Raw genomic sequence first — 22,197 nt, forward strand, 5'->3', positions numbered from 1 at the left:
TTTTGATCCCAGAAAAGCTTATAAATTCGTAATATAGTCAAAAAAGCTATAGAAACCACTTGATCCCTAGATATGCTTAGTGGTTAATATTGACTTAACAAACAGAACTTCTTCGATCCCAAAGAAATGCTAATTTTGGCATAACCAGGAATTTTAGAAGTTAACTCAATTTAAAAACAGATTAAAAAACTTAAAACTGGGCAAAACCAGGAGTCAGGAATAAGAAATTCATCTGGATGTGGATGACCTTTTATATAGCATTCTTTAACCAGGGGAAATCATTTACCGCTTACACTACTGGAGGCCAAATTAATGGCAAAAGAACGCCCCCCCCTAGAGGAGATGACCTTACGGCAACTACGAAAAGTTGCCAGCGAATATAGCATCTCTCGCTATAGCCGAATGCGTAAATCACAATTGCTGGCATCAATTTTAGAAGTCCAGCGAAGCAAAAGTTTGCTCAGTCCATCTCGTTCATTGGAGGCACAGGAAACCGTGGAAGCTGCTAAGTTTGAATTAGGTCAGGAAGATCGTACAGGTGGATCTCTAGCTGATGTTGATGAAGGACTCGCAGATTTGCCTTCTGGCTATGGTGAAAGCCGGATTGTACTCTTACCGCGCGATCCACAGTGGGCTTACACTTACTGGGATATCCCCAATGAACATAAAGAGGAACTGCGCCGCCAAGGGGGACAACAACTCGCGCTACGGATTTATGATGTCACCGATATCAATATCGAATACCAAAGCCCTCACAGCATTCAAGAATATCCTGCTGATGAATTAGCTAGAGAATGGTATCTACCAGTTCCAGTTAGCGATCGCGATTATGTGATAGATATCGGCTATCGTGCTGCTGATGGTCGCTGGTTAGTACTAGCTCGTTCTGCTAGAGTACACATTCCCCCCGTCTATCCTTCAGACTGGATTGAAGATGTCTTCATCACTGTCAACTTTGAAGAAGATTTGCGCGGTAAGACTCAATACGAACTAGTTCCCCCCGCTAAGAAGATTGCAGCTACCACCAATGGTAATGCTGTGAATACCAACGGTAATCCTATCTACGACCAAATCTTTGGTTTAGCCGAATCTGCTGAAGCACTACGAGTTGCTGGTTCTATCTTTGGTTCTCAGCATCAAGTACCAGGTTCAGCGCGTCCTGAACAAGCCCTTAGTTCCTACATTTTCCCATCTGGTGTGGGTATGTGGGCAGTTCCCACTGTCTCAGGCTTAACCGCTTCCGGTGCAGGAATGTCAGGTGTTGGCTTCTCCGCTTCCGCCGTTCCAGTGCGTCCCCGAAAGTTCTGGTTAATTGCCGATGCTGAATTGATAGTTTACGGTGCAACAGAACCCGACGCTACCGTAACCATTGGTGGCCGTCCAATTCAGCTAAATCCAGATGGGACATTCCGCTTCCAAATGTCCTTCCAGGATGGTTTAATTGACTATCCAATTCTGGCTGTAGCTGCGGATGGTGAGCAAACTCGGTCAATTCAGATGAAATTTAATCGTGAGACACCATCTCGGAATACTAACACTAAAGAAGAAGCTGTTTTAGAATGGTTCTCTTAAGTTGTAGTTATTCAGATTAATTTCAGACTGAAATTTTAAATTATTCCCCGCTATAGTAATTCTGTAGCGGTTTTTTTGTATTATTATGTCAACCAAAAAATTATTTTTGTTATTTATCTCGATAATTGGTGCAAGCTTGTTATCAGGTTGTCAACAGATTGAAGCAAATCCAGTCCCCAAAGCATCTAAAACTTGCCCTGGCAAAGATCCTAAATTCAGTATTGATTTTTTTAAAACCAATAATCAAGGTAAAAAAAGTTCCAGAGGTATTAACAATGTAATTATTTTTAATCCTAAATCAGCAGAATTGGATTTCAAAGTTAATGTTGGTCTATCTCATAAGCTCTACGCCAAAGATGCCAGAGGTAAGCTGCGTAAAGAATACATTCCAAAGCAGTTTCATGAACTCATTGGCGATGAGAATGCCAAATTGAACGGACAGCTACCCATTGCCGCAATTAATGCCGACTACATAGATACTGATAATAAGCCACAAGGTTTAAATGTCTCTCGTGGTATAGAATATTCAGGAGCGTTTAAAAACAAACGTTCTTCCTTTGGGATATCAGGAGGTACACCCAACCAAAGGCAGGCTACTATCCAAGCTGGTAGAAGAAACAACGATATTCTCAATTACAATTTAGTAGGCGGTAATGGCAGATTCTATCGTCAGGGTAAGTTTAAAGATATTTGTCAAGATTTGGGAGAATTTGCTTGTAAAAATGCAACTAATCGCTCTCTGGCAGCTATCACTACTCAAGGCTATGTAATACTATTAGTTAATGACTTGAAAGCTAATTCAGAGATTGAATTATCTCAACTTAATCAAGAGTTACTGCCAGATATGTTTGATAATGTCTTACAAGGCATTGCTAACAATAACTGTTTAGGTAATATTCAAGAAGGAATTTTATTTGATGGAGGTATGTCTCCAGGATTGTATTATAACCAGAAAACTTATGTAGAAAATCTTGGGCCAATTGGTTCAGTGTTTTTGATCTATAAAAAATAAATAGAGTTTAAAATTATTAACCTTGGTAGGGGTAATTCATGAATTACCCTACCTCTATTGTTAGTTGAGATGATAGATGGATTTACGTCGTGCTGTAGTCAATACTACTCGGTTAAGCATTTTGAACTCAGAATTTGGTTTGGGGAAAAGGTTAAAGGGTAAGGGTTAAAGGTTTTTTCTTTCCCTTTTCCCCTTCCCCTTTTCCCCTTAACCGACAAGTATTGGTGCTGTAGTAGGTTTACTTCCATATAGCTAAACTTTAAAATACTGACTCTTTGACTTTTTTCAAATTCTCAAGCTTATTTGGATTTACCCAACGATTGACAAATTCGTGGTTATGTTTGTATACCTTGATTTGTACTTGCTTAGAACTTAACTGAACTACTTCGGCGGGAATCCTTTGGACATCGCTAGAATCTGCACGAGCCTTGTAAAGCCAAATGACTTTTTGCCCTACTTGAAAATAGTCAGGATTGTTATTTGAAGAAGGCGTTTTTTCTGCCCAAGAAGGGAAAGCAATTACTAAGTTGATTAAAAGTACTAAGACTACTAGAGTGATTTGGAAAAGTTTCATGATCATTGCGCTTGTCTTAGGTCTGTTGGGGCAATCAATCTGCTGATCTAGCATTTAGCTATTCTCCTTATTTGTTTTATCAAAGTTTAAAGATCAGTACACCAAAATTTTTTTGGTAAATTTAGCGTTAGTTTGGTATTTAAATTTTGGCAAGACACCTACTTTTATCTCATACGCAAAACTACACGCTATAGGGATAATACGTTGCGGGTAGTCTGTTGGAGAACTCGTAAAGTATCTGCTTCTCTAGGTTCCCTGCGGGAGGCTACGCAAACGCGCAACGTGTCGCAGACAGACACTCCGCGTAGCTTGCTTCGACCTAAGAGTATGCGTCTACATAAATTGCCCATACTGAAAAGAAAGATTTTCAGTATTGTTTGTGTAAGTCTTGTAAAGTTCAAATCTCTACTGATTTCAGGATAAAGCGAGTTATAGAATAAAATCAAATAGTCTTGTTTCTTAAAACGATAAATTAAAATTATGATAATGTTGTGATGCTCTGATTTGAGTTCACAATCTCTATCTCAAGAGCAGTAGACGCAAAATAAGATTTTGTCGTAAAAATTGTTAATATATGGTGCTTTATGAACTTTAATATATATGACTCATAGTGTAAGCCGACTTGTGGCAAAGCAACCTAATATTGGCAAACTAATTCGTGCCCTGCGGCAAGAGTTAAATATGTCTAAAGAAAGGTTTGCAGCCGAGTTTAGTGTTACTTCCCTAACAATTAACCCTTGGGAAATGGAGATGTAAGACCTTATCTCTTAAGAATAGAGCGAATTAATAATCTACTCAAGGAGTTAAGTGAACCAGGTTGAATTTTTAAGAAAATAGACTACCGATAAGAGGAGTAGGCATTGTGAGTTCTGAATAAGAATTGACCTTGTTTGGTAGCTTGGAATATCAGTCATATAAGCTGACAATCGAAGAGAGCCAAAACAGCAACTTGTCCTAAAAGACGATTTCAATGCTTTGAAAAGTCACGGCAGAGCCTGTATGTAATTGTATATGCCTTTGAATATCCTCTAAAATGACTATTTAGGAGCATCAACGTCTAATTTAGAGGGGATTTTGCCAAAAAGACGATCACAGATATAGCCTGTAACCGACGCATGACCAACCGAGAGGAATTAATGAAGAACGAGTCAACGTCAGCAAGCAACGCCGACGTAAATTTCCTTATCGGCGGGGGTGAAATGGGTGCTAGGATGCGAGAATGGGACTGGTCAAAAAGCTCCCTTGGCCCAACACAGCAGTGGCCACAGAGTTTAAAGACTGCCGTGCGAATTATGCTGACTTGCCGCCAACCTATGTTTGTTTGGTGGGGCGAAGAACTCATAAACCTTTATAATGACCCTTACAAGGCTATTATTGGCGGCAAACATCCAGAAGCACTTGGGCAGCCAGCTTCCTGCGTGTGGCGGGAAATATGGGATCAGGTTGGCCCGCGAGCAGAATCAGCGATGTTGAAGAACGAGGGTACTTATGACGAAGCGCTGCTGCTAATTATGGAGCGCAACGGCTATCCAGAAGAAACCTATTATACTTTTTCATACAGCCCAGTTCCTAATGACCAGGGCGAAACAGGCGGGATAATCTGTGCCAATACAGACGACACTCAGCGCATCATTGGTGAACGTCAGTTAGCACTTTTGCGCGAACTAGCAGCTAGGACGGCAGACGCAAGGACATTCGATCAAGCCTGTACACTAAGTGCAAATTGTCTGGAAAGCAACCCTTACGATTTGCCTTTCGCAATGATTTATCTGGTTGATCCAGATCAGCAACAAGTTTTTCTGGCTGGAACGTGCCGCATCGGGCAGAATCATGTAGCAGCACCCGAAACAGTCGATCTTGATTCTGATTGCGTTTGGCCGTTTGCGGAAGTGATCGAAACGCATCAGGCAAAACTAATTTCTAATTTGGAAGTGTCTTTTAGTAGCTTACCCTGTGGTGTTTGGGAGCGATCGCCCCATCAAGCGATCGCAGTACCAATTGCACCATCCGGTCAGACGGGAAAAGCTGGTATATTAATTGCTGGGTTGAATCCCTTCAGGCTATTCGACGATAACTATAGAAGATTCATTGATTTAGTTGCGGCTCAAATTGCAGCCAGCATTGCCAACGCCCAAGCTTACGAGGAAGAACGCAAACGCGCTGAAGCTTTGGCAGAACTCGATCGCGCTAAAACTGTCTTTTTCAGCAACGTCAGCCACGAGTTTCGTACCCCTCTAACCCTGATGTTGGGGCCATTAGAGGAAACCTTAGCTAATTGTGCCACCCTGCTGCCAGCCAACGAACGAGAGCAGTTAGAAATGGTGCAACGAAATGGACTCCGCCTGCTAAAACTGGTTAACAGTCTGCTAGATTTCTCGCGCATCGAAGCCGGAAGGGTTCAAGCTTCTTATGAACCCACCGATCTGGCCACTTTCACCGCAGAACTAGCTAGTGTATTTCGTTCAGCAGTAGAACGCGCGGGGATGGAATTATCAGTCAATTGTCCTTCCCTTCCAGCAGCAGTGTATGTAGATCGGGAAATGTGGGAAAAGATTGTTCTTAACCTGCTCTCCAATGCCTTCAAGTTCACGATGACTGGAAAAATCGCGGTAAGCTTGCAGTGGGCAAACGACCATATTGAGTTTGCAGTCAAAGACACAGGAATCGGTATCCCAGCAGAAGAAATTCCCCATCTTTTTACACGATTCCACCGCGTCAAAGGGGCGCAAGGACGAACTTTTGAAGGGTCAGGAATTGGATTATCACTGGTGCAAGAATTGGTGCAAATGCATGGTGGAACAGTCAAAGTAACCAGTGTTCTAGGAGCAGGTAGTTGCTTTACTGTATCAATTCCAACGGGATATGCTCATTTGCCTCCAGCCCGGATTAGCGCCCCTCGAACCTTAGCTTCAACTGCATTAGGTGCAACCCCCTATCTAGAAGAAGCTTTGCGTTGGCTACCCGAAGAGAGCAGGGGAAGCAGGGGGAGAAGAGAAGCAGGAGGAGAAGAAATTATTCAAGAAGGCGACTACACATATATAAGTTCTTCCCCCGCCCCTCTGCCCCTCTGCACCTCTGCCAGAATTCTGCTGGCTGATGATAACGCAGACATGCGCGATTATGTCAAGCGGCTGTTAAGTCAGCAGTATGAGGTGGAATCAGTAGCGGACGGTTTAGCGGCTTTGGATTCTGCCCGTGGGCGTGTCCCAGATTTGGTATTGACGGACGTAATGATGCCTGGATTAGATGGCTTTGGACTGCTGCAAGAATTACGGGCCAATCCGCAAACGAAAAAAGTTCCCATCATTCTGCTGTCGGCGCGGGCGGGGGAAGAGGCACGGGTGGAAGGTTTAGAAGCGGGAGCCGATGATTATTTAATTAAACCGTTCTCGGCTCGGGAATTGTTAGCACGGGTGGAGGCAGCCCTAAAAATGGCTCGTCTCCGTGAGGAGGCAATGCAACGAGAGCAAGAGCTACGCATTGAAGCTGAGGTGGCAAAAGCACACTTAGAAACTGTCCTCGCTGGCATCCAAGACCAATTTTTTGTGTTGGATCGGGAGTTGAATTACACCTTTGTCAACGATCGCGTAGCAGAAGTTGTGGGCATCCCAAAAGAAGAGTTGCTAGATCGGATGATTTGGGAACTGTTTCCAGATTTGGCCAAAAGCGAGTTTTATACCCAGGTTCATCGGGCGATGGCAGAACAGACGGTTGTTCAGTTTGAATACTTTTATCCTGCTTGGCAACGCTGGTTTGAGAATCGCCTCTACCCCTTTGCTGACGGAGTAAGCATCTTTGTTACAGATATCAGCGATCGCAAACAAGCAGAGAAAGCACTTCGTGAAAGCGAAGAACAGTTCCGCAACATGGCTGACAATGCCCCCTTCATGGTTTGGGTAACAGATACCAATAACTATTGCACCTATCTGAGCAAAAGCTGGTATGACTTTACCGGTCACAACGAAGAGACGAGTCTGGGATTTGGCTGGTTGAATGCCGTACATCCAGAAGATTGCGATGAGGTTAGGAATATTTTCCTGAAAGCTAGCAAGCGGTGTGAGGCTTTCCGTATGGAGTACCGCTTGCACCGCAAAGATGGCGAGTATCGCTGGACAATCGATGCTGCTAATCCTTGGTTTGGGGTGGACGCTCAATTTAAAGGTTACATTGGCTCAGTAATTGACATTACAGAACGCAAGACAGCAGAAGCCGAACGCGATCGCCTCCTGGAACTTGAGCAAGGTGCGAGAACTGAAGCTGAAACAGCCAACCGGATTAAAGATGAGTTTTTGGCGGTGCTTTCCCATGAATTGCGATCGCCTCTCAATCCCATTCTTGGTTGGGCAAGACTCTTACAAACCCGTGAATTTCAGCCAGCAGAGATCAAGAAAGCTATTGCAACCATCGAGCGGAATGCTAAATTACAAGCTCAACTCATTGAAGATTTGCTTGATGTCTCTCGGATATTACAAGGCAAGCTCAATCTGAAGATGTTTCCCGTCAACCTAGTACTGGTGATTGAGGCGGGATTGGAGACAGTACGGTTGGCAGCAGAGGCTAAAGACATTCAAATTCAGACAATGCTAGATGCTTCTTTGGGGCAAGTTTTAGGTGATTCCGATCGCTTACAACAAGTAATCTGGAATCTGTTATCGAATGCCGTCAAATTCACTCCTGAAGAAGGAAAAATTAATATTCAACTGGAACGCATTGATTCTCAAGCTCAGATTACCGTCAGCGACACAGGTAAAGGAATCAGCCCTGAATTTCTCCCTTATGTATTTGAATATTTTCGTCAGGCTGATGGCACAACAACCCGAAGGTTTGGTGGTTTGGGGTTAGGGCTAGCAATTGTCCGTCATTTGATAGAATTACATGGTGGCACGATTTGGGCAGAAAGTTTAGGGGAAGGGCAAGGAGCTATTTTTAGAGTTAGGCTACCCCTGATCAAAAAAGAGTTAACCCCAAAACAACAGATAAATATTGACCCTATAAATGCTTCTTCTCCAACTGAAATCCTTACAGGCATTCAAATCTTAGTTGTAGACGATGACGATGATACCCGTGAGTTTCATACATTTGTGCTAGAACAGGTTGGGGCAAGGGTAATTGCTGTGGCATCAGCAAAAGAAGCACTGCAAGCATTGGCAGAGGCAGAACCAGATATTTTGATCAGTGATATTGGAATGCCAGAGACAGATGGCTATATGCTAATGCGCCAAATTAAAGCATTGCAGCTAAAGCAAGCTAAACAGATTCCCGCGATCGCTTTAACTGCTTATGCTGGAGAAATCAACCAGCAACAAGCGATCGCATCAGGATTTCAAAGGCATCTGTCTAAACCCGTTGAACCAGATGAGTTAGTCAAGGCAATCGCAACTCTGATTGGTAGGAATGGCTGAGGTTCTAGCAGGCAGGGAAAAGGGGAAAGGGAAAAGGGGAAAGGGAAAAGGGGAAAGGGAAAAGGGGAAAGGGGAAGGGGGAAAGGGGCAGGGGGAAAGACAATACAGTTCAGATAAGGCCAAAAGACTTGTATAGACGGCGATTTATCGCGTCTAAAAAACTAAAAAACCCAAAATGCCAGTAGCCCTTAACTGAACCATATCGACTTATGGCTAATACTCTAGGAAATCAGGCAGCGTTGTCACTTCAAACCAATATTCCACTAGCATTTGAATATCTCGTTTCAGTTGAGCAAAATTGATTGGCTTAACAATATAGCTGTTGACACCATATTGATAACATACTTCAATATCTTTGGGATTGTTAGAGGTAGTAAACACCACTACCGGAATCATTTTCAAGCTGTCATCCTGTTTAATCCGGCGCAACACTTCCCGTCCATCGGTTCCGGGCAGGTTCAAATCAAGGACAATCAAGCCGGGACGAGGCGCACTTTCGCGCTCAATATATCTACCAGTCCGATAAAGAAATGCTAAGGCTTGTTCCCCATTCACACACCGTTCGATGGCGATCGCAACGGAAGATCGCCCTAGAAATCGTTGCAGTGCCTCAAAGTCTTCGTTGCTGTCCTCCACAATTAAAAGTATTGGCGTTTGCTGGATTAGGGAGGCTGAAATCTGAGTCATCTATTTGCCTCCGCCGACAGGGTAAAGTAAAAGGTACTGCCAAGAGTTGGGGTAGATTCCACCCAAATTCTACCACCATGCCGTTCCACAATTTTGCGGGCAATGGTTAACCCTACGCCAGTCCCACCTCCAAAGTCGTCCCGCCCATGTAGACGGCGGAAGATTTGAAAGATTTTGTCAAGATGTTCTTCTGAAATGCCAATGCCGTTATCACGAACGTAGAAAGTCAGAGAAGTAGGAACAATTTTGCTTTCGCCATTTCCTTCAACGCAACCAATTTCAACCCACTTTTGCGGTTTATCATTGTACTTAATGGCGTTGCTGATTAGGTTGCTGAAGAGTTCATTAATCTGAGCGCGATCGCATTGAACGCTTCTTAGGGGTTGAGGAATACGAAACTCGACTTCGCTTTGGGGTCGGGCCATGGTCAAAGTGCCGATTACCTGTTGCACTACGTCATTCAGATTCACTGGTTGCCGAATCAGTTCGGCGCGTCCCAAGCGGGAGAAATGGAGGAGTGAGTTGATCAGGTCTTCCATTCGCTGCGTCAGGCGCACCAGAGTTTGGAGTTTGGCAATTCCATTATCATCCAATACGTCTGCATAGTCTTCCATTAAGAAGTTGGCATAGTTGTGAATGCCCCGCAGAGGTTCTTTCAGGTCATGAGAGGCAACATAGGCAAAGGAATCAAGTTCTTCGTTACTCCGTTGTAATTCAAAATTCATCGATGCCAGTTTGTCTGCCTGCCGCAACACAACACCCACAACCAGGCTTCGCAGTTCAGTAACCGCTTCAACTTCGCAAGGTTTCCAAGGTAGGGCACACCCTTGCACCGTTTCTTGCCACAATGCAAAAGATTTGCGAGGAGACATTCGTAAACTGCCATCTGAGAAAACTTCTACAGGTTTGTCGGGGTTGCCGCCCCAATTCACGCTTTGAATTACTTCTGGACGAAACCAGAGAATGTAATTGTGATGAACTTTAGAAATTTCCAGGGCTAACACTCCACTGGCGATCGCTTGATATGACTCGGCGGCAGGATAATTTTTCGTGAGCGATCGCGTCTCAAACAAGTTATGATAAAGATGCGGTTTAATCCAATCGAGTAAGGCATGAACCTCTTCCTCAGAGGGTGTTTTACCCACTCGAATACACTGGTCGCCACTGCATATCGCCGCTCCCGTGGCAGTAACCAGATTAAGTAATTGAGATTTTAGTTGCACCATACCATCCAAAAAATACTCAGCCTGAGATAACTCTTCAACAAATTGAGTTTGCAATGATTTCAATTGGCTTTTGTAATCAATGTCTTCACTTGCTTCTTTGTTTGCCAGTTCCACAGACATCACCTGTCCAATGAACTCGCACACAGTGCGAATATTGTAAGAAATATATTTGGGCGAAGAATGATGACAAGCAATCAATCCCCAAAGCTTTTTTTCGTGCATCAGAGAAATAGACATAGAGGCAGTAACGCCCATATTTTGCAGATACTCTAGATGAATCGGAGAAACACTCCGCAACACCGATAAACTCAGATCAAGGGGTTGATTTGTCAAAGGATTGTTCGCTGGAATTAAGGCAACAGGCTGGTAACTGGCATCGGGAATCAGCCGCAGCCAGTTAAGAGTGTATAGCTGTCGGGCTTGCTTGGGAATGTCAGAGGGTGGATAGTGCAAGTCCAGATAAGGCGTTTCCTGATTGGTGTCTTCAGCGATGACGCTGCCTGCCCCTTCTTGATCAAATTTATAGACCATGACGCGTTCAAAGCCAGTGATTCGCCGGACTTCTGCCACCACAATCTGGCACATTTCCAGTAGTGTGGGTGCTTTTTGAATGCGGGTTATTGTTCCTCTTACCTGTTGATAAAAGTTAAAAAAGCTTATTTGTCCCTTCGCTTGTTTCGGCTCCAATTCCAGAATAATGATATTATCTAAACGATGTACAATACCATCAAAATAGATTGATTTGTTTAGGCGCTTAATAGAAAAATTGAGGGGATTGATGCTCTCAAAATCTTCCGCCAGACATTGTTGAATCAGCTTAATTTGCGTGGCATTGAATAAGTATGACAGAGGCTTGCCCAACAATTCTTCCGGTTTACGGGCAACAACTTCCTGGCTATTGCTACTTACCTGAACGATTTCCAGGGTAAGCTCTTGCAAAACCAGTAAAACTCCGTGAGGCTGGATCAGATTTGGAATGTGGATCGGTTCGCGATCGCAGTTCGTTAAATCAATCGTCTCATCAGTTATTCTCAACTTCTCAAACTCCTGGTTAGAACTCTGAATTGGGTATTGGATATTGGGAAGATTTAAATATGAGTGAAAACGGAGATTTACTAAAAAGTATTTATACTAAAAATTATTTATTTTTAACCAGTTTAGCTTTTTAATTATATTTAACTTACTAAAGAACTTACACTAAAAAGTCTGGCTTCTATTCTTCGCTTAATGTTTCAATCAACAAATCCACCTGCTGCTGTCGCTGCTGCAAAAAACTTTCACACTGACGCAAATACTCAACAGCACTGGCAAATTGGTCAAACACCGCTTCCAATTCTAACTCACCCGCCTCAATGCGAGTAATAATTCCCTCTATTTCAGCAACCTTCGCCTCATAATTCCAACCTTCCATCGAATCAGAACTAGAAGCACTTTTACGTTTAACCATTAATCTCTCCGTGTCCTCTGCGCCTCTGCGGTAGCCTGCGGCAAGCCGCTATGCGTCTACGTTTACTTCTACAACCTTCACTCTAACCCCACCCTGACCCAACTGAATCAACAAATCTTCTCCCACAGCCAACTCCGCCGCCGAACGAGCGATCGCGCCATCTTCCCTTCTCACCACCGCATAACCACGCTGCAATACCGCTTTCGGGTCAAGAGTTGCCAACTTTTGCCGTAATAATTCTAAATGCTGCGCCGCTTGCTGCGATCGCCCCATCGTAATTTGCACCAAATGCTGACGCTTCCAAGTTAGCTTTTCCACCTCCTGTTGCACTTGCCGATCTAACCGCAAACGCCGCAAACGATTCCGCAAACCTTGCAGTTTATTCTCAGCAGTTTCCCAAGAGTCATGTACCGCCTCATGTAAAGCCACAACTCGCTGCCGATGTTCAGTATACAACTCTGAAAGTGCTGGTACAACCATTTCTGCCGCCGCAGTTGGTGTATGCACACAGACATCTGCAACTAAATCCGCCAAAGATTCATCTCGTTGATGCCCAATACCAGTAATTACCGGAATAGAACAACTAGCCAGCGATCGCACTACACGTTCGTCATTAAAACAGGCTAACTCTTCCACAGCACCACCACCCCGCGATAAAATTAGCACTTCGGCGCGGCCATCTCTTTCCACTCGCTCAATTGCTTTGACGATAGATTCCGGCGCTTGCTCACCTTGTACTGTCGCCGGAGAAAATAAAACGTGTAAACCTGGATACCTTTGTTTAAGGGTTTTTTGAATATCACCCCAAGCAGCAGCCGTTGGGGAAGTGACAACAGCGATCGTTTGAGGGTGAATGGGGAGCGATCGCTTTCTTTGCGCGTCGAACAATCCCTCAGCCAGCAAGCGATTTTTGAGTTGTTGATACCGCAACGCCTGTAAACCAACACCAGCAGGTAAAGTCTGCCAAACTGATAACTGATACTCTCCCCGTTGTGGATATAGGCGAATACTACCCAAAATAATTATTTGCTCACCGGCAACTGGCATTTGGGCGAGTTTTGGCAATTGGCTATTCCATACCACACATTTAATGCCGGCAGTGCGATCGGTATCTTGCAGCGTAAAAAATAAACCACTGCGATGGTAGTTAGCACTGGAAACTTCCCCAGTTACCCAAACTTGCCGCAGTTGTTCATCTTGCTCTAACAGCAAGCGGATATAGTCAGTTAATCCAGATACTGAAAGCGCTGTCTCAAGAATCAGAGAGTTGGGAAGGTCGAAAGTCATCAAAGATGCCTGAAAGCATTTGTGCTGGAGAGATTCTAGCATTTTAATGAAAACCAAAGCTTAACCCAGTAAACGCTTCAATCTTTTGTAGACATCATCATCATTGCGCTTACCGACTAAAATCACTCCTATTAAATCGCGATCGGGAAAATACCTATAAATAATTCGATATTCACCACTATCAACTCGATATAAACCCTGATAACCAGATAGCTGCTCACTATCAGCTGGTAAAGGCTCAACATTCAAAGCCAAAACCTTTTTTGCAATCTGTGCTGCTATTTTAGGCTGTAAACCGTTCAGAAAATCAAGAACAGTTGCTAGACCATCAAGCTTCGCCATTAGCTAAATGCTCTAATGCAGATGTAAAAGCCTCTGTACCAATCATTTTAGACTGAATCAGAGCAACTTCAGCAGCTTGACCGAAAACCATATCCTCTAATTCTTCCAGCCGATTCATTAATTTTTGGTAGCTCTCGGCTGAAATAATCACATGGCTAGGCCGTGATTGTTTAGTGAGTAGAACTGGCTCTGTAGCAGCCTTATCAAAAACCTCACCGTGTTTGTTACGAGCATCTGTGAGAGTATAGGTCTGCATAGCAGTTTTGACTATTTTAAACATTTTGACTATATTCTAGCAAACAAATCTTCTCATTTCAATTCTGGCTTAAGAGTATTTGCTGCTAGTTTATGTAAATAGATAAGTAGAATAAAGCTTTGAAAATCCCGTGACCGTTAGCCATCAACATCTTCGCCTTACCCGATATGCTGATTGGCATAGCGCTCGCTAATACTCACAAGTACGGTTCTACTGACAGGGTTGTTTAGGTAATTTATTTTTTCTTTGAAAACCCTTGCTTACCCAGCCAAAAAAAGCTATCTCTGAATGCAAGTTGGTATCATTGTGCAAAACTACCCTAATCAGGTAGCGATCGAGTTACGATCTTGTCACACCCTTTTTTGATTTGAGAAGTCCTATTCCAGAATTTTCTGGTTAAAATAGTATATCTGTTCTACTCAAGCTCCGAAACCAACACTCCTTAAAACCATATATTTAGATTAGAGGCATTAGAGGCAGAAATGGCTATCAACACCGATACTTCCGGCAAGCAAAAAGCACTGACTATGGTGCTAAACCAGATTGAGCGCAGCTTTGGTAAAGGGGCAATCATGCGCCTGGGCGACGCTACCCGGATGCGGGTGGAAACAATTTCTAGTGGGGCGCTTACCTTAGATTTAGCATTGGGTGGTGGTTTACCCAAGGGGCGGGTAATAGAAATTTATGGGCCGGAAAGTTCCGGTAAGACTACAGTAGCGCTACATGCGCTCGCCGAAGTGCAAAGAAATGGCGGTATTGCTGCCTTTGTTGATGCTGAACACGCCCTTGATCCTACTTATGCTGCGGCATTGGGTGTAGATATTGACAATTTGCTGATTTCTCAACCTGACACTGGCGAATCAGCTTTGGAAATTGTCGATCAGCTTGTGCGTTCTGCTGCGGTTGATATTGTAGTCATTGATTCAGTAGCAGCACTAGTTCCCCGTGCTGAAATTGAAGGCGATATGGGTGATGCCCACGTTGGTCTACAAGCGCGATTAATGAGCCAAGCTCTACGTAAAATTACGGGTAATATTGGTAAGTCTGGTTGTACAGTAATTTTCATCAACCAGTTGCGGCAAAAAATCGGTGTTACCTACGGTAGCCCAGAAACTACAACTGGTGGTAACGCATTGAAATTTTACGCTTCGGTGCGTTTGGATATTCGTCGGATTCAAACCTTGAAAAAAGGTACAGATGAATATGGTAATCGCGTTAAAGTCAAAGTCGCCAAAAATAAAGTAGCGCCGCCTTTTAGAATAGCGGAATTTGACATTATTTTTGGTAAAGGTATTTCTACCTTGGGTTGTGTTGTTGACCTAGCAGAAGAAACTGGCATTATTATCCGCAAAGGAGCTTGGTATAGTTACAATGGCGATAATATCTCCCAAGGACGAGACAACGCCATTAAGTATCTAGAAGAAAAGCCTGAATTCGCTGAAGAAATTAAGAAACTGGTGCGTGAAAAGCTAGATAAAGGCGCTGTTGTTTCTGCTAACTCTGTAGCTAAAGCTAGTGAAGAAGATGAAGAGGAAGATGTCGATGTAGAACCAGAAGAATAAGGAATGTGGATTTATTAATCTGCAATTTTGAATATGTAGTGGGTTACAAAAATAGCTAACCCACTTTTTGTAAAGAATTGATCGGTTATTCGTTAGGCATTTCTAGTTCTAATCAGGTAAAAGTAAGGGCACAACAATTAACATTGTTGTGCCTCTACGAATTGTATATATTTCACCCAATTGAAAATTATGGCAATTTTCAATTTTTTAACTGGGATTTTATGGTATTTGTCTGCTAAAAAAGCGGTCTAAAATTTCTGATTTCTGTTCTGAACTGAAGTTGTCATAATAATGTTCAAGCTTCTCAAATAATCGGGAATTTCGGAAAATCTCTAAATTCTCATCTACTTTCTCAGGTATATATTTTTGTTTATCACGCGGAAAAGAAAGTATTTCTACTTGATTGTCATTTTTACGATGCACAAGCTGCATCAATAACTCCATTGCTACAGTTGGCAAAACACGGCACGTATAATTCACAAAAAAATCAAAAGTCATATTTCCTAGACGGATGCGATCGCCATCTTCAAGCTTGATCGGCTCTAAAGCGCGATCACCATTCACAAATGAGCCATTGGTACTGTTGAAGTCTATGAAGTAGAAGCCTTGATCGTCAATATATTGAATAGCCGCGTGGCGACGAGACATATAGTTATCAGCAATGCAAATACCACTGTTCTGATTACGACCTATTGTCCATATCTGCTGTGGCTGTCGTAAACTTTGGGTCTGATTGTCACACAAGTTAGTCATCAAATAAACAGTAGACGTATCCACTACACCATGTACGTAACGTACCTTCATCTTTCTCAACGACGGTTGAGAAAGGTTTTCTAGCTGAAGAATTTCATCTAGAAGGCTGCTGTGGTGTTCATACAATTTAAGGAATACTTGATATAAAGTTAATCGCCGTTCTATTTCTGTTTGTGCAAAGTCAGCCATGATATATAAACCTTGTATTGCCTGATTTCGGTTGTGACTATTCTGCTTCAGCCTACAATCAGGGATAATTAATTTTTCACTTTCTGCTGCCATCTGAAAACTTGAGTGGCTTAAGAGCGTTAGATTTTACAGCTTTGCTTTTACTTACCAGAACCCCTGTCGTTTATAGCAATAAAAAGCATATAAATACTTATGAAAAACTATTGTGATGCTTTATTGTTTATTGTAAATAATCATTCGTTATTTGTAACAGATGATTATTATAAAGATTTGATTAAGAATTGCCAATCATCACCGTATTTTTGCTAGATAAGGGGATAATTCTTAATATTTGCAAGAGTGATGGCTATCGAGCAAAGCAACTATAAAAATTCTGAGCTGTTCATAATAAACCAATACGCACTCTGAATAAATCTAAGTTTTATCAAGAAAAATAAGAGTTAATTTATCAAGCCAATAAGGAAATCGAAGCCCTGTGAAACAATACAGTTTCAACTAAGACTTGCTCCTCTTTAAACCTCATTAAAAAGTAGGGAAATAATCTAGAAGCCAGTAGCTTGCTCTGGCTCCAAAATCTCAACTTTAAACTTACAATAAACCTCGTTTACCATTGGGGCGGATGGTCATCCAATTTGTTTTTGCTAGTGCTAGCTGCTCATCAGAAATCTTGGCACTAGTGAGATTAGCACCACATAGATTAGCTCCTCGCAGGTTAGCATTGCTGAGATAAGCATTACTGAGGTCTGCACCTCGCAGGTCTGCCCCTTCTAAATCAGCATGGTTAAAGTATGCTTTGGTCAAATTAGCATCCTTGAGATTTGCTTTACTAAGGCTGGCTCTGCCAAAGTCACTATTGTGAAGATTAGCTCCCTGGAGGTTAGTTTTTTGCAATTGAGTGGAATGGAAATTTGTTCCTGATAAGTCAGCACCTTGCAGGTTCAACAAACTTAAATTGTGAAGAGCAAAATCTCGTCTTCCCTTTTGATAGGCGGTTAACAAACTTTGGGTATCTAGCTTACGCTCAACTTTAGAAATTTGAACTTGCGAACCATTACTATTGCTGTTAGCTAAAGTGGTTGATTTGCCCATCCCAGAACCCTGGTGTGATCCAGCAGCTTCTGCTGCCTTAGCTCGTCTGGCACGAATTGCTGCCGCTACCTGTGCCACTCCTGCACTAGTGGCAGCAACAGAAGAGTTGTTACATAAAACAGCAGAATTTTCCAGGTAGTTGTGTGTTCGCTCTTTAGACCCAGTATCTGATTTAATCAGTAAACCCTTCGCTAAACTTTCTAAGTATGGTTCTATTTCCAATGCTCTAAGAACTTCTGCGGCTGACTGATAGCGATTACGTACAGAAACCTCTAACATCTTTCGTAATACATTGCTCAAGTGATCGCTCACTTGCACAAGTTGCTCCCATATCATCTCGCCAGTGTTGGGATTGTAATCTAAATCTTTAGGAGTTTTGCTAGTCAGTAAATAAATACATGTCACCCCCAGAGCATAAATATCACTGGCATAGACTGGACGCATAGCCATTTGCTCTGGAGGTGCAAAACCAGGAGTACCAATCGCATAAGCAGTTAATGCTGTTTGTCCTGATTGACTGATTGCGCCTTGGGTGACTTGGTTTTTGACGGCACCAAAGTCGATAAGTACCATCCTGGCATCTTGAGTGCGACGAATTAAGTTGGCTGGCTTGATATCACGATGGATCACCTTTTGCTCGTGGATGTATTGGAGGAGTGGTAGAATCTCGCTTAAGAATTGCTTGACTCCAGTTTCGGTCAAGATGCCGTTAAGTTTGACCTCCTCCTGCAAGGTATCACCACTGATATATTCTTGAACTAAGTAGAATTGTTCATGATCTTCAAAATAGTCTAGCAACCTTGGTACTTGGGGATGATTGCCAATCTTACCTAGAGTTTTGGCTTCTCGTTCAAAGAGTTCTCTGGCCATCTGTAAAACGTGTGGGGCGCTTCCTGATGGGCGTAATTGTTTGATTACGCAACTCGGTTCTCCTGGTAAGCCTTGATCGTTGGCTAAGAAGGTTGCTCCAAAGCCACCTTGACCTAATGGTTTGATCACCTGATAGCGATCGCGCAACAGTAGTTGCGAGCCACAAGACTGACAACTTTGGCTATTTACCAAATTTTCTGGATTGGGACAGATAGGATTTAAGCAGTAGCTCATGCTCTGTCAACTCGCTGCACGAATAATCACGGGGAGCGTTACACTCTCTTTCAATTATTTAGACATTAATCAATTCTTGCCAGGTAATTTTTGCTGGAAATCCTTTGAAGAGTTCCTAAAGTTTACCTGGTATTACGTAAATGGTCGCAAAAATAATGCAATTTATTATACTTATTATTAATAAATGTTTGAGTTACTTGTTTACATTGCTAGAACAGGGTAAAGTCTAAGACTTTGAATCCAAAATCCCAGTTCCACTCGAAACACACTAAAGTTGCCATCCAAAATTCAACCAAAATTGGTATTAGAGGGCAGTGCCCATCCTACAAAAATCGCTGTAGGATTTTGGATGCCCGAATTTGGAGGCAATTTAGAATTATCTCCATTAGTTTTAACAGACTATTTAGCTGGCTTTCATATTCACACTAATTAGCTGTTCGATAAGTGCAAAAACATCACTGCGGCTGAGTTTCTCTTTACCATTAGCAAGAGCATCAAGGGTGCCATTAGCCAAGGTTAAGGGAATTTGGCAAAAATCTAAGGCTGGGCCGGTAGGAAGGTCTTTGGTGTAAGCTTCTGCCAGAGCTAGATTGCGCCGCGCATACTCTTGCATATTTTCCGCACTCCAGCCTTCTGGAAAAAAGTCTACCCCACGCCTTAAATCTTCAGTGTGGTTACGCAGGATATTAACTGCTTGCAAACCGCGACCAAACCCAATCGCCTGGGTACGGTTCGTTTGTGTTCCATCGTACCAAGTCCATAAGTCCGAAAGTAACAATCCCACTGCGCCTGCAACCCCAAAGGTATAACGATCCAAATCAGATTCTGTATAAATTTTCCAGTTTCTTTCTGCCCAGTAAGCCATTCGGTCTGACATTGCAGCAGTGGCATCCCAAATTCGAGGTGCAATAGTCTCAGGTGCTAGCAGCAACCATTCTCTAATTCTCAGAGTGACTTCTTCTAAGGTATTTTCATACCCATTAAATTCTGTAAAGAAAGCCTCTACTGCGAAGCCATCAACCCCTGCCTGTAATGTCAGGCTAATGCTTCTTAACAGCTTTGCTTTAGTTGCATTATCTATTTCGCGATGATCTTCAATTTCATCAATGGCACGCATACACAAATATGCTGATGCTACTGCTTCTTGTAATCCTGGCGGTAAAAGACTAATTGGGATATAAAAAGTTCGGCTAGTTTCCTTGAGGATTTGCAATGCATCTCTACGTAAATTCATGTTTCCACTCCCCGATTGATTTTTGCACCACATGAAGTTTGCAGTTTTTTTGATGATACTGGATATAGTTTTAACTAAACCTTAAAAACTATAGACTATAAGATACGCTAGTATTTCATCTAAAAATTAATAGTTTTTGGTGTTGCAATTAACAAAACTCTCAACTTTATCAAAGTCTAGTCTAGTATATAGGCTTTTGGTTGCAAAAATATGTAAGGTGTTGTTTGATATAGCTTTCATAAAGTTTTAGTGTAGATATAAAGAATTATGCTAATATTTAGTTGATTAGCATCAAATTTTCTCCATGAGCAAACATCCCTTTTAGGGATTTATAAAGTGTTTTAAGTCTGCGTTAATTTGACTAACTCAGTGGCTCAAATTGTCCTTGTCTGGGAAAGTGTAGACACACACCTGGATCAAAATCGGTCAACGGTGCTTTCTTCAGGATTTCTACGTTAGTTAGTCTACCCAAGTGTAATACTTCTAACTCCTGCTACATCTTATGTATTGATTTTAGGTCTGGAGGAAAAATATTGCTATCAAGTAGTTCCAAGTCACAGTTAATGTTTTCTTGGGTAGCGATCGCCTCTCTTCTGTAGTATCAATTACTGTTGTATAATTTTGGGCAACAAGTTTTACACCCTCTTTGCCTTGCATTTGCTCCAGCTAGTGGTGGCAATAATTCAGTAACCTCGATAAGTGGGCCGTTGCTCTTGCTGTTTGACTGCCATCAATAAGACTATCATCCAGCACGACCACTGATTATTTTACCTGCGTCGGTTAAAGCACTTGACATCCATGCTATCCCAGCACCGACAACGCACACATCTGCCTAAGTATTTTCGGTAAGTACAGGTTGAACTAGGACTGCTGCCGTTGTCATCCCAACATAAATAGTTTTACCAGCGTCGTTTTGCATATTTTTTCTGAGTTTTTAGCCTAACTTATCTGCTGGAAATACAATTATAAAGGTCAGAGTAATGAAAAGGTAATCTTAAATCAAATAATTCTGCACACTTCATTTTGCTCTACTCTACACCGTATTTTTTTCACCTTGCTACTGATGATATTTGGTATTTAAATCGCAAAATTGTAAGGGCACAAATATATTGCGCCCCTATGTATGTGATCTATTTAATTGAAAGTCGATTAATGTTTGGATTACACTTTCAATTAGTTTACCCAACCCAACTATGCTTGAATGATGAAGTCGGAGGCAGTAAGAGTGGGCGCACTAGTAAGTTGTGCAAATTGACCACCAGTGCCCAAACCAGCAGCGCTACCATTTTGATTGTATAGTAACTGTCCAGTCATAGAGTCGTAGACAATCACAGCATTACTAACTGCCCCTAAGCTAGTGATTTGAAAATCACTGGCGTTACTAAAACCCTTTCCTACAATAGAAGTAATGGCACTAAAAGTAGTTTTATCCAGAACAATCTTGTCACCATCAGAGTGATTGAAGTCAGCGATGGTATCAATACCCACAGTAGTGCTAGTAAAGGCAGCAGTGGTATTGTAGACGAAAGCATCAGCACCACTACCACCGATGAGAATATCATTACCTATTCCACCAATGAGAAGATCATCACCAGCACAACCCCGCAGTAAATCATTACCACTGTTGCCATTGATGGTGTCATTGCCCCCTTGACCATTAATCACATCGTTGGAGTTGTCAAAACCGACGATGTTATTGTTCAATTCATTGAGAAAGGTGATGGTGTTTTTGTTGAAAATGCTCGTTTGAGTAGAGTTGGCATTAATCACATCAAAACTGTCTGTAATACTGGCTTGTCCGTCAAACAGAATATTACCGATGGCGGGTCTTGTTGCCAATGCGCTTACGTTCTCCAGGTTTTCTAACTTAAAGTTTTGCAGAGTAACTTTGGTATTAGCCACGCCTTCAAAAGTAACTTCTAAGTCATTGCTATTTTGAGTTAATTGCAGATTTCTCGCAGTCAAGCCAGTCCCAACAAATTGCAAGGTATCTACTTTGGCAATCACCGCAGATGAAGGGTTTGAGTTAGTACCTATACCGCCAAAGTCTGTGATGATGTCATTGCCATTGTTTAGCTGTGTAATAAAGATGTCATTGCCAGCAGTGCCATTGATAACTTGAATTTTGGGTTTAACTATGCCATTAATAGCAAAGTCAAAAGAGCTTTCATCACTATCGTTGTTGCCTAAAATCAGAGTGCCACCATAGGTTCCAGGTGTAGTGGTGTTGAGTGCCACTGTGATGGTGGTGGAAGCATTTGCAGCCACACTTGTTGGCAGAGTTCCCACTAAACTAAATCCGTCGGGAAGTTTGAGATTACTGAGGTTGAGTGCAGCTGTACCTGTGTTCTTGATGGTAAAGGTTTTGCTGAGAGTATTACCAGTAATGACATCGCCAAAGTTAATCGCAGTAGTGCTGCCATCTGCAATATCAACTGTGCCGTTAAGAACTTGAATTTCA

17 protein-coding genes are annotated in these 22,197 nt (G+C 42.4%); 5 read left to right on the forward strand and 12 right to left on the reverse strand.

Annotated elements, in window-relative coordinates:
* The first annotated feature begins 312 nt into the window (after positions 1-312).
* Together IQ274_RS15850 and IQ274_RS15855 are read left to right on the forward strand one after the other, a co-directional pair.
* A complete protein-coding gene (locus IQ274_RS15850; RefSeq protein ID WP_194142816.1) occupies positions 313-1,572 on the forward strand; it encodes a DUF4912 domain-containing protein in 1,260 nt (419 codons plus the stop codon).
* 85 nt (positions 1,573-1,657) lie between these two features.
* Positions 1,658-2,584 (forward strand): phosphodiester glycosidase family protein, encoded by a 927-nt coding sequence (locus tag IQ274_RS15855; protein ID WP_194142817.1) that lies wholly within the window; start codon positions 1,658-1,660, stop codon positions 2,582-2,584.
* 259 nt (positions 2,585-2,843) lie between these two features.
* Here the strand turns inward: IQ274_RS15855 and IQ274_RS15860 are convergent, their stop codons facing one another.
* Complete coding sequence (locus IQ274_RS15860; RefSeq protein ID WP_114082531.1) at positions 2,844-3,158, reverse strand: hypothetical protein; 315 nt, start codon at positions 3,156-3,158, stop codon at positions 2,844-2,846.
* A gap of 600 nt (positions 3,159-3,758) precedes the next feature.
* Here IQ274_RS15860 and IQ274_RS15865 point away from each other — a divergent pair.
* Positions 3,759-3,914 (forward strand): XRE family transcriptional regulator, encoded by a 156-nt coding sequence (locus IQ274_RS15865; protein WP_163938312.1) that lies wholly within the window; start codon positions 3,759-3,761, stop codon positions 3,912-3,914.
* A gap of 380 nt (positions 3,915-4,294) precedes the next feature.
* Positions 4,295-8,560 carry an ATP-binding protein gene (locus IQ274_RS15870; protein ID WP_194142818.1) on the forward strand — a complete coding sequence of 1,422 codons (4,266 nt, stop codon included), beginning with the start codon at positions 4,295-4,297 and terminating at the stop codon, positions 8,558-8,560.
* A 213-nt stretch (positions 8,561-8,773) separates the two neighbouring features.
* On the opposite strand, the gene IQ274_RS15875 is transcribed toward IQ274_RS15870, so the two are convergent.
* From IQ274_RS15875 to IQ274_RS15900, 6 genes are all read right to left on the reverse strand, one after another.
* Positions 8,774-9,247, reverse strand: coding sequence for a response regulator (locus tag IQ274_RS15875; RefSeq protein WP_163939029.1), 474 nt, complete (start codon positions 9,245-9,247; stop codon positions 8,774-8,776).
* Entirely contained in the window at positions 9,244-11,502 is a 2,259-nt protein-coding gene (locus tag IQ274_RS15880) for an ATP-binding protein (protein ID WP_194142847.1), read from the reverse strand. The genes IQ274_RS15875 and IQ274_RS15880 overlap by 4 nt, the downstream gene beginning before the upstream one ends.
* Positions 11,503-11,686: 184 nt before the next feature.
* A complete protein-coding gene (xseB, locus tag IQ274_RS15885; protein ID WP_114082459.1) occupies positions 11,687-11,920 on the reverse strand; it encodes an exodeoxyribonuclease VII small subunit in 234 nt (77 codons plus the stop codon).
* Positions 11,921-11,968: 48 nt separating this feature from the next.
* Positions 11,969-13,207: an exodeoxyribonuclease VII large subunit gene (xseA, locus tag IQ274_RS15890; RefSeq protein WP_194142848.1), complete on the reverse strand. Its 1,239-nt coding sequence runs from the start codon at positions 13,205-13,207 to the stop codon at positions 11,969-11,971.
* Positions 13,208-13,267: 60 nt separating this feature from the next.
* Positions 13,268-13,549 carry a type II toxin-antitoxin system RelE family toxin gene (locus IQ274_RS15895; protein ID WP_194142819.1) on the reverse strand — a complete coding sequence of 94 codons (282 nt, stop codon included), beginning with the start codon at positions 13,547-13,549 and terminating at the stop codon, positions 13,268-13,270.
* Positions 13,536-13,805 (reverse strand): type II toxin-antitoxin system Phd/YefM family antitoxin, encoded by a 270-nt coding sequence (locus IQ274_RS15900; protein ID WP_194142820.1) that lies wholly within the window; start codon positions 13,803-13,805, stop codon positions 13,536-13,538. Before IQ274_RS15900 ends, IQ274_RS15895 begins: the two co-directional genes overlap by 14 nt.
* 482 nt (positions 13,806-14,287) lie before the next feature.
* Between IQ274_RS15900 and recA the strand changes: the two genes are divergently transcribed.
* Positions 14,288-15,367 carry a recombinase RecA gene (gene recA / locus IQ274_RS15905; RefSeq protein ID WP_163937754.1) on the forward strand — a complete coding sequence of 360 codons (1,080 nt, stop codon included), beginning with the start codon at positions 14,288-14,290 and terminating at the stop codon, positions 15,365-15,367.
* Between the two features lie 219 nt (positions 15,368-15,586).
* Here recA and IQ274_RS15910 read toward each other — a convergent pair whose 3' ends face one another.
* The 5 genes from IQ274_RS15910 to IQ274_RS15930 all read right to left on the reverse strand — a co-directional run.
* On the reverse strand, positions 15,587-16,309 hold the full coding sequence (locus IQ274_RS15910) for an FHA domain-containing protein (RefSeq protein WP_163937762.1): 723 nt from the start codon (positions 16,307-16,309) through the stop codon (positions 15,587-15,589).
* Positions 16,310-16,897: 588 nt separating this feature from the next.
* Positions 16,898-18,502 carry a serine/threonine-protein kinase gene (locus IQ274_RS15915; protein ID WP_163937751.1) on the reverse strand — a complete coding sequence of 535 codons (1,605 nt, stop codon included), beginning with the start codon at positions 18,500-18,502 and terminating at the stop codon, positions 16,898-16,900.
* A 403-nt stretch (positions 18,503-18,905) separates the two neighbouring features.
* Positions 18,906-19,736 carry a squalene/phytoene synthase family protein gene (locus IQ274_RS15920; protein WP_163937748.1) on the reverse strand — a complete coding sequence of 277 codons (831 nt, stop codon included), beginning with the start codon at positions 19,734-19,736 and terminating at the stop codon, positions 18,906-18,908.
* Between the two features lie 513 nt (positions 19,737-20,249).
* Positions 20,250-20,393 (reverse strand): hypothetical protein, encoded by a 144-nt coding sequence (locus IQ274_RS15925; protein ID WP_194142821.1) that lies wholly within the window; start codon positions 20,391-20,393, stop codon positions 20,250-20,252.
* Positions 20,394-20,927: 534 nt separating this feature from the next.
* On the reverse strand, positions 20,928-22,197 hold a 1,270-nt coding region (locus tag IQ274_RS15930; protein ID WP_194142822.1), incomplete at its 5' end, for a choice-of-anchor D domain-containing protein.

Origin of the sequence: Nostoc sp. LEGE 12447 (assembly GCF_015206985.1) — a bacterium.
GTDB lineage: Bacteria > Cyanobacteriota > Cyanobacteriia > Cyanobacteriales > Nostocaceae > Nostoc.